This is a genomic window from Pseudomonas sp. GW821-FHT02H06 (assembly GCF_059421525.1).
In genome coordinates this window covers 136,182-149,892 of the sequence record NZ_JBWKVD010000008.1, presented here as the reverse complement: position 1 = coordinate 149,892, position 13,711 = coordinate 136,182, and the positions used below count along the sequence as shown (strand labels likewise).

13 protein-coding genes are annotated in these 13,711 nt (G+C 61.7%); 6 read left to right on the top strand and 7 right to left on the bottom strand.

Annotated elements, in window-relative coordinates; genetic code table 11:
• The first annotated feature begins 186 nt into the window (after positions 1-186).
• From AC07VF_RS15110 to lipA, 4 genes are all read left to right on the top strand, one after another.
• Entirely contained in the window at positions 187-1,347 is a 1,161-nt protein-coding gene (locus AC07VF_RS15110; RefSeq protein ID WP_282367192.1) for a D-alanyl-D-alanine carboxypeptidase family protein, read from the top strand.
• 98 nt (positions 1,348-1,445) lie between these two features.
• On the top strand, positions 1,446-1,721 hold the full coding sequence (locus AC07VF_RS15105; RefSeq protein WP_074892711.1) for a DUF493 domain-containing protein: 276 nt from the start codon (positions 1,446-1,448) through the stop codon (positions 1,719-1,721).
• A complete protein-coding gene (lipB, locus tag AC07VF_RS15100; RefSeq protein WP_192173758.1) occupies positions 1,721-2,368 on the top strand; it encodes a lipoyl(octanoyl) transferase LipB in 648 nt (215 codons plus the stop codon). Before AC07VF_RS15105 ends, lipB begins: the two co-directional genes overlap by 1 nt.
• Before the next feature lie 73 nt (positions 2,369-2,441).
• Positions 2,442-3,431 (top strand): lipoyl synthase, encoded by a 990-nt coding sequence (gene lipA / locus AC07VF_RS15095; RefSeq protein WP_442969436.1) that lies wholly within the window; start codon positions 2,442-2,444, stop codon positions 3,429-3,431.
• 88 nt (positions 3,432-3,519) lie between these two features.
• On the opposite strand, the gene AC07VF_RS15090 is transcribed toward lipA, so the two are convergent.
• From AC07VF_RS15090 to leuS, 5 genes are all read right to left on the bottom strand, one after another.
• Entirely contained in the window at positions 3,520-4,857 is a 1,338-nt protein-coding gene (locus AC07VF_RS15090) for a lytic murein transglycosylase (protein ID WP_495009182.1), read from the bottom strand.
• A gap of 86 nt (positions 4,858-4,943) precedes the next feature.
• Entirely contained in the window at positions 4,944-5,102 is a 159-nt protein-coding gene (gene arfA / locus AC07VF_RS15085; protein WP_037017982.1) for an alternative ribosome rescue factor ArfA, read from the bottom strand.
• Between the two features lie 95 nt (positions 5,103-5,197).
• The gene (gene holA / locus AC07VF_RS15080) at positions 5,198-6,235 is read right to left on the bottom strand and encodes a DNA polymerase III subunit delta (RefSeq protein WP_495009183.1); all 1,038 of its coding nucleotides are present in this window, start codon (positions 6,233-6,235) and stop codon (positions 5,198-5,200) included.
• A 42-nt stretch (positions 6,236-6,277) separates the two neighbouring features.
• Positions 6,278-6,883 (bottom strand): LPS-assembly lipoprotein LptE, encoded by a 606-nt coding sequence (locus tag AC07VF_RS15075; protein WP_346627664.1) that lies wholly within the window; start codon positions 6,881-6,883, stop codon positions 6,278-6,280.
• An 88-nt stretch (positions 6,884-6,971) separates the two neighbouring features.
• Positions 6,972-9,578: a leucine--tRNA ligase gene (gene leuS / locus AC07VF_RS15070; protein ID WP_495009184.1), complete on the bottom strand. Its 2,607-nt coding sequence runs from the start codon at positions 9,576-9,578 to the stop codon at positions 6,972-6,974.
• 300 nt (positions 9,579-9,878) lie between these two features.
• Between leuS and AC07VF_RS15065 the strand changes: the two genes are divergently transcribed.
• Together AC07VF_RS15065 and AC07VF_RS15060 are read left to right on the top strand one after the other, a co-directional pair.
• Positions 9,879-10,250: a hypothetical protein gene (locus AC07VF_RS15065; RefSeq protein WP_346631217.1), complete on the top strand. Its 372-nt coding sequence runs from the start codon at positions 9,879-9,881 to the stop codon at positions 10,248-10,250.
• An 86-nt stretch (positions 10,251-10,336) separates the two neighbouring features.
• Positions 10,337-11,098 carry a YdcF family protein gene (locus AC07VF_RS15060; RefSeq protein WP_346631218.1) on the top strand — a complete coding sequence of 254 codons (762 nt, stop codon included), beginning with the start codon at positions 10,337-10,339 and terminating at the stop codon, positions 11,096-11,098.
• Positions 11,099-11,316: 218 nt separating this feature from the next.
• On the opposite strand, the gene lnt is transcribed toward AC07VF_RS15060, so the two are convergent.
• Both lnt and AC07VF_RS15050 read right to left on the bottom strand, forming a co-directional pair.
• Positions 11,317-12,837, bottom strand: a complete 1,521-nt coding sequence (gene lnt, locus AC07VF_RS15055) for an apolipoprotein N-acyltransferase (protein WP_495009185.1) — start codon at positions 12,835-12,837, stop codon at positions 11,317-11,319.
• A gap of 26 nt (positions 12,838-12,863) precedes the next feature.
• Positions 12,864-13,706: a CorC family transporter gene (locus AC07VF_RS15050; RefSeq protein WP_065988361.1), complete on the bottom strand. Its 843-nt coding sequence runs from the start codon at positions 13,704-13,706 to the stop codon at positions 12,864-12,866.
• Between the last annotated feature and the right edge of the window lie 5 nt (positions 13,707-13,711).

Below are 13,711 nucleotides of genomic sequence, written 5' to 3'. Positions count from 1 at the left end.
CAGCGATATCCGCCCCGGAAACGGAGGCGAGTTTCGCTGCCTGACCGACGACGTGCCGACCGGGTGTGTCGTTGTCAGCAGCTTTTCACGGCACGTTCTGTAGAATGTGAGCCCGTTTGCCGGGGTAGCCCGGCACCCGCTTTGCCCGCAAGGGCATGTTTGCCCATTAGCATTTTCGAGAGACGGATGAACATCACCAGCTTTGCAAAACGCCTTTGCCTGCTAATCCCGCTATTCACCGCGCCTGCCGTGTTTGCGGCAGAACAGATGACGCCATCGCCACCGCAACTGGCTGCCAAGGCTTATGTGCTGATGGACGCCAACAGCGGCAACGTTCTGGTCGAAAACAATGGCGACCAGCGCCTGCCACCGGCCAGTCTGACCAAGCTGATGACCGCCTACATCGCCACGCTGGAAATCCGTCGCGGCCAGATTGGCGAAAACGACCCTGTCACCGTCAGCGAAAACGCCTGGCGCACCGGCGGTTCGCGGATGTTCATCAAGGTGGGCAGCCAGGTCACCGTCAGCGACTTGCTGCACGGCATCATCATTCAGTCGGGCAACGACGCCAGCGTTGCGCTTTCCGAGCACATCGCCGGCAGTGAAGACGCCTTCGCCGACCTGATGAACAAGACCGCTGCCGACCTGGGCATGGTCAACAGCCACTTCATGAACCCGACCGGCCTGCCGAACCCTGATCACTACGCCACGGCCCATGACATGGCCCTGCTGGCGCGCGCGATCATCCACGAAGACCCGGCTCACTACGCGATCTACTCGCAGAAAGAGTTTTTCTGGAACGGCATCAAACAGCCGAACCGCAACCTGCTGCTGTGGCGTGACAAGACCGTCGACGGTCTGAAAACCGGTCACACCGAAGAAGCCGGCTACTGCATGGTGTCCTCGGCCGTTCGTGATGGCATGCGTCTGATTGCGGTGGTGTTCGGCACCAACAGCGAGCAAGCTCGTGCTGCCGAGACCCAGAAGCTGCTGACCTACGGTTTCCGCTTCTTCGAAACCCAGACCTTCTATCAGAAGGGCACCGAGCTGGCTCAGGCGCCGGTCTGGAAAGGCACAGAGCGTCAAGTCAAAGCCGGCCTGGCTGAAGACCTGACCATGACCATGCCAAAAGGCGAGCTGAAGAAGCTGGCTGCCAGCATGACCATGAACCCGCAACTGGTTGCACCGATCGCCAAAGGCGACGTCATCGGCAAGGTTGAAGTCAAACTGGACGACAAGGTCGTGCACAGCGCCAACCTGATCGCTCTGGACGCCGTCGACGAAGGTGGTATCTTCCGCCGCCTGTGGGATAGCATCCGCCTGTTCTTCTACGGTCTGTTCAACTGATCAACGATTGATCAAAAACTGACCGTTGCTCCGTACGCCCCCGTCGCCGAACGCGCCGGGGGCCTGTCCGTTTTCCGGCTTACGAGGCCGTTACTGCCATGACAGATACCGAAGTAAAAGCGCCAAAAATCGAATTTCCCTGCGCCGACTATCCCATCAAGATCATCGGCGACACAGGTGTGGGCTTTAAAGACAGGGTCATCGAGATCCTCGAGAAGCACGCCACCGTCGACATGAAAACCCTGGCCGAGCGCCAGAGCAGCAACGGTAAATACACCACCGTTCAGCTGCACATCATCGCCACCGGCCAAGACCAGCTGTACGACATCAACAGCGAACTGCGGGCCACCGGCTTCGTGCACATGGTGCTGTGATGGGGCCGGTTCTGGGCTTTCGTGAACTCGGGCTGACCGACTACGAGCCCACCTGGCAGGCTATGAAACGCTTCACCGACGGCCGCGACCGCGAAACCGCCGACGAGGTCTGGCTTGTGCAGCATCCGCCCGTCTTCACCCAGGGCCAGTCCGGCAAGCCCGAGCATTTGCTGCTGCCGGGGGATATCCCGGTGGTGCAGGTCGATCGTGGCGGCCAAGTGACTTATCATGGCCCCGGCCAACTGGTCGCTTACTTGCTGCTGGACGTGCGCCGTCTGGGCTTTGGCGTTCGCGAGCTGGTCACCCGGATCGAGCGCAGCCTGATCGATCTGCTGGCCAGTTACGGCGTAGACGCCGCAGCCAAGCCCGATGCACCGGGGGTTTATGTCGACGGCGCCAAGATTGCCTCGCTGGGGCTGCGCATCCGCAACGGCTGTTCGTTTCACGGCCTTGCGTTGAACGTCGATATGGATCTGGACCCTTTTAAACGGATTAATCCCTGCGGGTATGCGGGGCTGGCGATGACCCAGCTGCGCGAACAGGCAGGTCCGATTGAATTTGCCGAGGTTAGTGCCCGGCTGCGTGCGCAGCTCGTCAAACACCTCGACTACGCTGAGCAGACGACCCTAACGGGCGGAATCGATTGATATGACTACTGCGTATGAGGCAGCTGACACTGTCGTGAATACAGAGAATGCCGTACAGACCCTGATCCCGACAGTGAGCGTGACCACGCCCGAGCGTGTGGCGCGTCCGAAAGTGGAGGCCGGCGTGAAGCTGCGCGGCGCGGAAAAAGTCGCGCGCATCCCGGTGAAGATCATTCCGACGGTCGATCTGCCGAAGAAGCCGGACTGGATTCGCGTGCGCATCCCGGTCTCGCCGGAAGTCGACCGCATCAAAGCGCTGCTGCGCAAGCACAAGCTGCACAGCGTGTGCGAAGAGGCGTCTTGCCCGAACCTGGGCGAGTGCTTCTCCGGCGGCACCGCGACCTTCATGATCATGGGCGACATCTGCACCCGTCGCTGCCCGTTCTGCGACGTCGGTCATGGCCGTCCGAAAGCGCTGGACACCGATGAGCCGAGGAACCTGGCCGTCGCCATCGCCGACCTGAAACTCAAGTACGTCGTGATCACTTCCGTTGACCGGGACGACCTGCGCGACGGCGGTGCCCAGCACTTTGCCGACTGCATTCGCGAGATCCGCCTGCTGTCACCAAACGTGCAGCTGGAGACCCTGGTCCCGGATTACCGTGGCCGCATGGACATCGCGCTGGAAATCACCGCCGCGACGCCGCCAGACGTGTTCAACCACAACCTGGAAACCGTGCCGCGTCTGTACAAGGCTGCGCGCCCGGGTTCGGATTACCAGTGGTCGCTGACCTTGCTCAAGCGCTTCAAGGAAATGGTCCCTCACGTCCCGACCAAGTCCGGGCTGATGCTGGGGCTGGGCGAGACCGACGAAGAAGTCATCGAAGTCATGCAGCGCATGCGCGAGCACAACATCGACATGCTGACCCTGGGTCAGTACCTGCAACCATCGCGTAACCATTTGCCGGTCCAGCGCTTCGTCCACCCGGACGTCTTCGACTGGTTCGCCGAAGAAGGTTACAAGATGGGCTTCAAGAACGTCGCCTCTGGCCCGCTGGTTCGGTCCTCGTACCACGCGGACGAACAAGCCAAGCTGGTCAAGTCGCTGCTCACGGCGGGCTGATCACAGCGTCGTTGATGCAGAAAGCAAAACGGGCCGCATAGAAATATCCAGCCCGTTTTTTTTGCGTTGCGTTTAGCTGTGCCGGAATCTACGGCTGGCGCAACTGCTGCAGCAGCTCCTGCGTCGGGTACCCGTCCGCCGGCCAGCCAAAGGATTGCTGCGCACTGCGAATCGCCTTACGCGTGTTGGCGCCGATGATCCCGTCCGGGGCGCCTGCGTCGTACTGTCGGGCCGAGAGCAGCGTCTGCAACTCGATACGCTCGGAGCGGCTCAGCGGACGATCACCCCGCGGCCAGCTGCCCTGCACATAACCGCCGCCACTGAACCGCTCGGACAGCAACCCGATGGCCAGTGCATAGGACGACGAGTTGTTGTACTTGAGGATGGCGCGGAAGTTGTCCATCACCAGAAAGGCTGGGCCTTTGTAGCCGGCGGGCAACAGCAAGGCCGCCTGCTGTTGCAGCAAATTGGCCGGCAACGCTGAACCGTTTGGCAGCTTCAGCCCCAGCTGTTGCCATTCGCTGATGGATTTACGGGTTGAAGCGTCGGCCAGCGCGTAGTCGAAACCCTGAGCCAGTTGCACCTCAAAGCCCCACGGCTGGCCTTTCTGCCAGCCCGAGCTTTGCAGGTAATGTGCGGTGGAGGCGAGGGCGTCGGTGGGGGAGTTCCAGATGTCACGGCGACCGTCGCCGTCGAAATCCACCGCGTGGGTGTTGTAGGTCGTCGGTATGAACTGCGTCTGGCCCATGGCGCCGGCCCACGAGCCCAGCATGCTCGGCGCATCGATATCGCCGTGCTGGATGATCTGCAGCGCGGCGATCAATTGGTCCTGGGCAAACTGCGGTCGGCGGCCTTCATAGGCCAGCGTCGCCAGTGAGCGAATCACCGATTGCGTGCCCTGGAACTGACCGAAGCTGCTCTCCATGCCCCACACGGCGACCAATGCCTGGCGATCAACGCCATAACGCTGCTCGATGGCGCTCAGCGCATCGGCGTATTGGTTGAGCAGGGCCTGACCCTTGCGCACGCGTACGGCCGACATGGCGCCATCGAGGTATTCCCACACCGGGCGGCTGAATTCTGGCTGACTGCGATCGGCCTTGACCACGCTCATGTCCGGCGTGACGCCGGCAAACGCGCTATCGAACACATCGGGCCGCACACCCGCGTTCAGCGCCAGAGCACGGAACTGGCTCTGCCACTCGCTGAAGGTCATTGCGGGCTGGATTTCAAAGTTGCCGTCGTCGGGTCGCGCAACAGCGCCAGAAGGCGTGGGCAGGTTCTTGACGACTTGGGCCGCGGGCGCGGACTGGAGAGGGGTGGCAACGGCAGCGGTAGGCTGCTCGGCACAGGCAACCAGCGCGAAGAGGCTGGAGGCGGCGATCAACTGGCGAAGGTGCCAGCGACGGGGAAAGCTTGGGGGCATTCTGGGGTCCACAGGGCTAAACCGGAAGGTGCAGACCTTAACATGCCGGCCCTGTTGGTGGGGCGTCAGTCAGTAACCTGAAGTTTTCAAGCCGCCATAACGGAAGAAGCCTCCCAGCTTTTAGACTGGAAGGCTTCGCGGCGGTAGCTGCCTTTGCCTTTGCCGGGTTGTTCCTGACGGCTGCGGAACAGTGGCTGGGCGATGATGGATTTGGCCTTGTTCGGCCGCTTTTTGGCTTTGCTCATGGCGTTCTCGCTCAAGTGGTGGGGTGGAGCAGCGGGGATGTTCGGCCACTTCGGCGCCGCTGTCCAATTAACCTGAGCTATCGAAAGGTTACAGATTATTCCGCCGGCAATGCCAGCCTTTGTCCCGCCATCAGCAGCGTCAGTCGACTCAGGCTGCTCCAGACCGAGCCTTGGGCCTGTCCTTTGATTTGCGCGTCGATGTGTTGCGCGTCCATCAACAGCTGACCCCAGCGTCGCGCGGAGTGGCGTTGCAGGGCCTTGCTCATCAACGGCTTGCGCTTGTCCCAGATGGGCGGGCGCGCCTGACTGAAGGCTTTGTCCAGCGGAATGCCCTGACTGAACTGCAACGCCAGATTGGCCAGCACACGCAGCTCGCGGGACAGCGCCCAGAGAATGACCGGAGGTTCGACGCCTTCGCCACGCAGGCCTTCGAGCATTCGCAGCGCATGGGCCGCTTCGCCGTTGAGGATGGCGTCAGTCAGACCGAAAACATCGAAGCGCGCGCTGTCAGCCACCGCCGCCTGCACGGTTTCGACCGTGATCTGGCCTTCCTCGGCCATCAGCTTGAGCTTTTCGATTTCCTGCGCAGCGGCCAGCAAGTTGCCTTCCACCCGCGCAGCGATCAGTTCGATGGCGTCCGGCGTTGCTGCCAGGCCGGCTTGTGACAGGCGCTGACGAATCCATTGCGGCAACTGGCTGGCGTCCACCGGCCAGATCTGCACGAACTGGGTTTGCGGCCCTTCAACCAGCGCCTTGCCCCATTTGGTTTTCTGCGCCGAGCCGTCGAGCTTGGGCAGGCTGATCAGCAGCAGCGTGTCTTCGGCGGGACGGCCGCAGTATTCCAGCAGCGCGGCGGCGCCTTTGTCGCCGGGTTTACCGGACGGCAGGCGTAACTCCAACAGCCGGCGCTCGGCGAACAGCGACATGCTCGCGCCCGCCTGGAGCAGGGTGCCCCAGTCGAAGCTCGAATCGGCGCTGAACACCTGACGTTCGTCATAGCCCTGCTGGCGCGCAGCCGCACGAATGGCGTCGCAGGCCTCCTGACACCGCAGCGGGTCATCGCCGCTGACGATGTAGACGGGCGCAAGGGTGCCTTGCAGGTGTTTGGAAAGTTGGGCGGGGGCGAGTTTCATGGGTCAGAAAAGATCAGGGCCGGCGAACCGGCCCCGATGCCGTCACTTGGACGGGATTTCGATAGGCGACTGCTGTGGCGTCTCGTCGCGAATGCGTTGAGCTGCGGCTTCGGCATCGGCCTGGGCGCGGGCGGCGGCGTCGGCTTTGGCTTGCAGCTCGTCAAGGCGCTGAGGTGTCAGTTGCTGCAGACGGGCCAGCACTTTTTGCACGAGGTCGCTTTGCATTTCCTTACGGATCTGCGCGGCTTCCTGGTCAGAGCCGATCAGGTTATTGCCGTCATGGACGAAGACTTTCTGCGACTGCACGGAGTCATCAAGCAGCAGGACGTCTTTGCTGCCGTGAATTTCGTACTTCAGCACGGTGGTCAGCTCGTATTCGGCGGAGCGGCCGGAACCGGCGTAGCTCGCGGTGCGCTGGGTTTCGTCTTCACGGGCAATGAACAGCTTGTACTGCGCGCCGGTGTACACGTGCACGCCGCTGCTGGTCAGGGTCTGACGCAGCTGGGTGACGACGTCGCCGTAAGCATCGCGCGCGCTCACGTCCAGTTCCTTGATCGACAGGGCGTTGGTGCCGGTGCCGCGCAGCTGGAAACCGCAGGCGCTCAGCAGAACCGCGAGTCCCATTACCAGCAGATTGCGTTTGATCATCTTGTTGCTCCCTTGAATCCGTTAGAACCCGGCATCCCGGGTTCTTGAAATTGATGCGGCGCCTGCAGACAGGCGCCCAATGATTGCGTCAGCTGGCGACGATGTTAACCAGTTTGCCCGGCACCACGATCACTTTGCGGATGGTCAGGCCGTCGATGAAGCGCAGCACGTTTTCGTTGATCCGTGCGGCCGCCTCGACTTCCTCGCGGGTGGCGCTGGCCGGCATCTCGATATGACCACGCAGTTTGCCGTTGACCTGAATCACCAGCTGCAACGTGTCCTGCACCAGTGCCGAGTCATCGACCGCAGGCCAGCCGGCGTCGATGACCGGGTCGGAGTGGCCCAGTGCCGCCCACAGCTCGTGGCTGATGTGCGGGGTGATCGGCGCCAGCAACAGCGCGACCGTCTCCAGACCTTCCTGCAACAGCGCGCGGTCCTGAGCCGAAGCCTGTGGCGCTTTTTCCAGCACGTTCATCAGCGTCATCACCTGAGCGATAGCGGTGTTGAATTTGTGATGCTGTCCAACGTCCTGACCGGCCTGCTTGATGGCCAGGTGAATCGAGCGGCGAATGGCCTTCTGGTCGTCGTTCAGCGCGCTTTTGTCGAGTGCGCTTGCAGCGCCCGCCGTCACGTGGGCCTGAGCCAGGCGCCAGACGCGCTTGAGGAAGCGGTGCGAGCCTTCCACGCCGGAATCAGACCATTCCAGGCTCATGTCAGGTGGCGAGGCGAACATCATGAACAGGCGGCAGGTGTCGGCGCCGTACTGGTCGATCATCGACTGAGGGTCGACGCCGTTGTTCTTCGATTTCGCCATCTTTTCGATGCCGCCGATTTCAACCGGCTGGCCATCGGCAATCAGTTTGGCGCCGATGATCTTGGCCTTGCTGTCGCGTTCGAACTCGACATCAGCCGGGTTGAACCAAGTTTTGCCGCCGTTGGCTTCCAGACGATAGAACGTCTCGGCCACGACCATGCCTTGGGTGAGCAGGTTCTTGAACGGCTCGTTGGAACTGACCAGGCCTTCGTCGCGCATCAGCTTGTGGAAGAAGCGCGCGTACAGCAGGTGCAGGATCGCGTGTTCGATACCGCCGATGTATTGATCAACCGGCAGCCAGTGATTCGCGGCCTTCGGGTCGACCATGCCGCCCTCGTAGTGAGGCGAGGCGTAGCGGGCGAAGTACCACGAGGACTCGACGAAGGTGTCCATGGTGTCGGTTTCGCGCTTGGCCGGCGCGCCGCACGTCGGGCAGCTGCACTCGTAGAACTCGGGCATGCGCGCCAGCGGTGAGCCCGCGCCGTCCGGTACCACGTCTTCAGGCAGCTTGACCGGCAGTTGATCTTCCGGGACAGGCACGTCGCCGCACGTGTCGCAGTGAATGATCGGGATCGGGCAGCCCCAGTAGCGCTGGCGACTGATGCCCCAGTCGCGCAGGCGGAACTGGGTGCGTGAGTTGCCGAGTTCTTTCTTCAGCAGCGCGGCTTCCATCGCGTCGAAAGCACCCGCGAAATCCAGGCCGTCGAACTCGCCGGAGTTGATCAGTTGACCGTGCTCGCCGTATGCGTCCTGCCAGGGCGCAGGGGTTTCATCGCCCGCGCTGGTGCGCACAACGGCTTTGATCGGCAGGCTGTACTTGGTCGCGAACTCGAAATCGCGTTCGTCATGGGCAGGAACGGCCATGACCGCGCCGTCGCCGTAATGCATCAGCACGTAGTTGGCGACCCACACCGGCAGCTTCTCGCCGGTCAGCGGGTGTTCGACGAACAGCGAGGTCGGCAGGCCTTTCTTTTCCTGGGTGGCGACGTCGGCTTCGGCGACGCTGCCGCTTTTGCATTCGTTGATGAACGCTTGCAGCTCGGGATTATTCTGCGCAGCGAGGGTCGCCAGCGGGTGCTCGGCGGCAACGGCCACGTAGGTCGCGCCCATCAGGGTGTCGGGGCGGGTGGTGAAGACTTTCAGGGTGCCGGCTTCGCCGATCGACGCCTGGTCGTACGGGAACTGCACTTCCATGCCACGGGATTTGCCGATCCAGTTGCGTTGCATGGTCTTGACCTGTTCAGGCCAGCCCGGCAACTCGTCGAGGCTCTCCAGCAGCTCATCCGCGTAGGCGGTGATCTTGAAGTAGTACATCGGAATTTCGCGTTTTTCGATCACCGCGCCCGAACGCCAGCCGCGCCCGTCGATGACTTGCTCGTTGGCCAGAACGGTTTGGTCGACCGGGTCCCAGTTCACGGTGCCGTTCTTGCGGTAGATCACGCCTTTTTCGAACAGGCGAGTGAACAGCCATTGTTCCCAGCGGTAGTAATCGGGTTTGCAGGTGGTGATTTCGCGGGACCAGTCAATCGCCAGACCCAGGCTCTTGAGCTGGTTCTTCATGTAAGCGATGTTTTCGTAGGTCCACTTGGCAGGGGCGACGTTGTTCTTCATCGCGGCGTTTTCCGCCGGCATGCCGAACGCGTCCCAGCCCATCGGCTGCAGCACGTTTTTGCCTTGCATGCGCTGATAGCGGGCGATCACGTCGCCAATGGTGTAGTTGCGCACGTGACCCATGTGTAGCTTGCCGCTGGGGTAAGGGAACATCGACAGGCAGTAGAAGGTGTCCTTGCCTGGCTGTTCACTGACTTCAAAAGACTTTTGCTCGTCCCAGAAGGTCTGGGCGGCGGCTTCGATTTCGCGGGGCTGGTAGAGTTCGTGCATGGCTACTTTTGGCTGAAATGAGTGACCCTTGACCGCTTCTCGGCGTGACCGGATCAGGAAGCCTTCGCATGCCAGACGAGGCCGTCCGCATTGCGATGCATCCATGCCCGGTTGGGCGGAAGTGGATTTACAGGAAGCGCCGTAGCATACATGAGGCTACCAAGCCGAGGGAAACCCTGATTGCGTGCTCAAGACTCGGCATCTGCGGCATCCGCCGTTGGTCGCGGCACCGCGCCGGTTTTTGCAGTGGCGCTAAGCTCACTGACGGGGGTAAGTGTTTATCTTCAGTGAGGTGAGCGGATGGCAGAGCTGCAGCATGAAGTAGAGCAACCTGATGTGTATGACCGTTTGATCGATCGTCTGGGCCTGGCTCTGGACACAGCAAAAACGGCGGTGCGGCTTCGAAACGAATCCCCCGCCGAGCTTGAGTTGCGTGGATTGAGCCACGCCGAGTTTCAGTTGATCGAGGCTTATCTGGGCAGGACCGAAATCGTTATCAAAGAAGATTCTTCAATCATCACGAGGGGAAGTTCCAGCACCTCACGGGAGCCTTCCGAGTCGATGCGAGCGCCGCATCCTCAAGCCAATGTCATCTGGCTCAAGGAGCAGCGCCGAGCCAAGGTGTCGGCAAAGTTGAGTCGCTACAGTTCCACCAAACATTTCAAGCGTTAACTTCTGCGGGGGGCTGACCCCGGCCAATCGAGCATTGCTGCTTAGCGTCATTGCTTCTAGGCTTCGGGCATCTTTGGAGATGCCCGATGCCCTTTCGTTATTTCATCAAAAACCTGCTACTGCCTCCGGGCCTTTTCCTGCTGTTGTTGGTGCTCGCCTGGTGGTTGAAAAATCGCCGGCCGGTGTTGGCGCGGGTACTGTTCGTCATCGGCGTTGGCGGCATGACCGCAATGAGTCTGCCCATTGTGGTGGAGTGGTCGGCGAAGGGCATCGAGAGCATTCCGCCGCTGCCGCGTAGCGAGTGGGCCACGCTGGCCCAACGTGCAGATGCGATCGTGATTCTGGGTTCTGGCCGTGAACGCAATGACCCGAGCTGGGGCACTGATATCCCAACGGGCGTGGCGCTGGAGCGCATGAGGTACGCCGCGCGTTTGTCGAAGGCGTCCGGTTTGCCGATCCTCACCACGGGCGGGCTGCATTACGGCGAGCCACCGAGCGAGGCGGCGATCATGGCCGACTCCCTGCGCGATGACTTTGGGGTGAATGCCCGTTGGCAGGAAGGCGAAAGCCGCACGACCTGGGAAAACGCCAACATGACCGCCGCGATCTTGTTGCCCCAGGGCATCAAGCGCGTGGTCGTGGTCACCCAGGCCTGGCACATGCCGCGTTCGGTGTGGAGTTTCGAGAAGGCCGGATTTGACGTGGTTCCGGCGCCGGTCGGATTCCTGAGCGTGGACAACGCCCGCCCGTTCGGTGGCTGGACCCCGGAGGCGAGGGCGGTGTGGCAGAACGGGCAATTGATCAATGAAGCGGCGGGACTGGTGGGCTATCGCTTGTTTTACCGGTGACAGAATTACCTTGGCGTCGTGGAGGACCCACGGCGGTGCGGTAGGCACTGTCCATGTGGGAGCGAGCTTGCTCGCGAAGAGGCCGGGGCAGCCGCTAGATCTTCGGCGGCTGATGTGCCGTCTTCGTGAGCAAGCTCACTCCCACAAGGTTGCGTTCGCTGCACGACGGCGCTGTGTCAGGACGCCGTGACCTCTATTGCAGAGAGCCAGCAACCGGCTCAAACCGCCTTCGCCATCCTGCCTGCAAAGAACGCCCAGCCGATCAGCAGCAGCGACAGCACGATCAGCGGCCATGAGCGCCAGTGCAGGTAGGGCGTGAGGTTTTGCATCGGGGTGACTTCGCCGTACATCACGGCGCGCTCGAACTGCGGCACGGTGGTGGTGATTTCGCCGAACGGGTTGATCAGCGCGCTGACGCCGTTGTTGGTGGCGCGGATCATCCAGCGGCCGGCTTCCAGTGCGCGCATTTGCGCCATTTGCAAATGCTGCAGCGGGCCGATCGAGGTGCCGAACCAGGTGTCGTTGCTCACCGTCAGCAGCAGATCGCTTTGCGCCGAGAGCCCGGCGGCGAACTCCGGGTACACCACTTCGTAACAAATGAACGGCGCGATCTCGTAACCCTTGGCTTGCAACAACGACTGCCCGGATGGGCCGCGCGCAAAGTCAGACATCGGCAGGTTGAAGAAGGTAATCAGCCCACGCAGCAGGTCCTGCAACGGCACGTACTCACCGAACGGCACCAGCTTCTGCTTGAGGTAGGTGCCGTCGCCTTCGCCCGTTACGGTAATGGCGTTGTAGTAACGGTATTCCCCATGGGTGCCTTTTTCTCGCAGCGGTACCCCGGTGATCAGCGCCGAATCCCGCTCGGCCGCAAACTTGCCCATCACCGACAGATAACCTTCAACCGACTCCTTGAGCACCGGCACGGCGGTTTCCGGCCAGATGATCAGGTCCGCTTTTTTCGAGGTGAAGGTCATGTCGCGGTACAGCGCGAGTTGCGCGTTGAGCGCCGCCGGGTCCCACTTCATGCTCTGCTCGACGTTGCCCTGCATGGCCGCCACGGTCAGCGGCTTGCCCGATGGCTCGGTCCAGGCGTGATGCTTCAGCGCCAGCCCGGCAACCCACGGCGCCAGCAGCAACACGATGCCTGCCGCCAATTTCGGCGCGCGTGTCCGCAAACGGGGCAGATTGCACAGCAGCGCTGCAGTCAGCGCGAGCACAAAGGAGATCAGCCACATGCCGCCCAATGGCGCGAGCCCTTTGAGAGGACCGTCGAGTTGGCTGTAGCCGGAATAGAGCCAGGGGAAACCGGTGAGGAACCAGCCGCGAAACATTTCCTGGCCGAACCACAAGGCCGCGAAGGCCAGTGAATCCGCCAGCGGGGCTTCGTTGCGGCGGATCCAGCGGGCCCAGATCCATGCCGGCAGGGCGAAGAAAAACGCCACCGCCGCGCAGAACAGCACCATCAGGAAAGCCGCCAGCCAGACCGGCGCCTCGCCATAGGTGTGGATGCTGACGTAAATCCAGCTGGTGCCGCCGCCGAACAGGCCAAATCCGTAGGACCAACCGCGCCAGAGGGCCTGACGGGGTGTAAGGTCGCGCAGACCGAGATAGAAAACCACCAGCGCGACAATCGCCAGTGGCCAGATATCGAAGGGTGCCAGGGCCAGGGTAATCAACGCGCCGGCCACCATGGCTAGCAGGTTACCGGGCCAGCCGGGGCGGGTGATCCAGCGCATTTACATTCCTTAAAGCGGGTAGGGCATCACGTGCGGTTGATCGGGCTCAGGCGCAGCAAGTGAATACGACGGCTGTCGGCATTCAGGATGCGGAAACGGTACGCGCCGATTTCGGTGATTTCATTACGCTTGGGCAGGTGCCCGAACGCATTCATCACCAGACCGCCGACGGTGTCGAATTCGTCATCTGAGAACCCGCTGTCGAAGAACTCGTTGAAGCTCTCGATCGGGGTCAGCGCCTTGACCAGGAAGTCGCCACTGGGCAGCGGCTTGATGTAGCTGTCTTCCTCGACGTCATGCTCGTCTTCAATGTCGCCGACGATTTGTTCGAGCACGTCTTCGATGGTCACCAGACCCGCCACGCCGCCGTATTCGTCGATGACGATGGCCATGTGATTGTGGTTGGCGCGGAATTCCCGCAGCAGCACGTTCAGACGCTTGGATTCAGGGACGAAGGTCGCCGGGCGTAGCAGGCTTTTCACGTCGCCGCTGCCACCGTCTTCCTTGAGAATCAGCGGCAGCAGGTCCTTGGCGAGCAAGACGCCCAGCACGTCATCGTGGCTTTCACCGATGACCGGGTAGCGCGAGTGCGCCGAATCGATCACGGCAGGCAGAAACTCGCGTGGGGTCTGGCTGGCCTTGATGCTGATCATCTGCGAACGCGGCACCATGATGTCGCGGACCTGCAGGTCAGCGACCTGAATGGCGCCTTCGACGATGGCCAGCGCTTCACTGTCCAGCAGCTTGTTCTGATGGGCTTCGCGCAGCAGCTCCAGCAGCTCCTGGCGGTTTTTCGGCTCATGGGCAAATGCCTGGGTCAGTTTGCCCAACCATGACTTTTGCCCGTTGCTCGATCGGTCTTCGCTCATAGCCC

Bases quoted from the DNA above. Each gene is read 5' to 3' on its own strand.
- AC07VF_RS15060 (WP_346631218.1), top strand. From the start codon at position 10,337: ATGCCCTTTCGTTATTTCATCAAAAACCTGCTACTGCCTCCGGGCCTT.
- leuS (WP_495009184.1), bottom strand. From the start codon at position 9,578: ATGCACGAACTCTACCAGCCCCGCGAAATCGAAGCCGCCGCCCAGACC.
- AC07VF_RS15065 (WP_346631217.1), top strand. From the start codon at position 9,879: ATGGCAGAGCTGCAGCATGAAGTAGAGCAACCTGATGTGTATGACCGT.
- AC07VF_RS15110 (WP_282367192.1), top strand. From the start codon at position 187: ATGAACATCACCAGCTTTGCAAAACGCCTTTGCCTGCTAATCCCGCTA.
- lipB (WP_192173758.1), top strand. From the start codon at position 1,721: ATGGGGCCGGTTCTGGGCTTTCGTGAACTCGGGCTGACCGACTACGAG.
- AC07VF_RS15075 (WP_346627664.1), bottom strand. From the start codon at position 6,883: ATGATCAAACGCAATCTGCTGGTAATGGGACTCGCGGTTCTGCTGAGC.
- AC07VF_RS15050 (WP_065988361.1), bottom strand. From the start codon at position 13,706: ATGAGCGAAGACCGATCGAGCAACGGGCAAAAGTCATGGTTGGGCAAA.
- AC07VF_RS15105 (WP_074892711.1), top strand. From the start codon at position 1,446: ATGACAGATACCGAAGTAAAAGCGCCAAAAATCGAATTTCCCTGCGCC.
- holA (WP_495009183.1), bottom strand. From the start codon at position 6,235: ATGAAACTCGCCCCCGCCCAACTTTCCAAACACCTGCAAGGCACCCTT.
- lnt (WP_495009185.1), bottom strand. From the start codon at position 12,837: ATGCGCTGGATCACCCGCCCCGGCTGGCCCGGTAACCTGCTAGCCATG.
- AC07VF_RS15090 (WP_495009182.1), bottom strand. From the start codon at position 4,857: ATGCCCCCAAGCTTTCCCCGTCGCTGGCACCTTCGCCAGTTGATCGCC.
- arfA (WP_037017982.1), bottom strand. From the start codon at position 5,102: ATGAGCAAAGCCAAAAAGCGGCCGAACAAGGCCAAATCCATCATCGCC.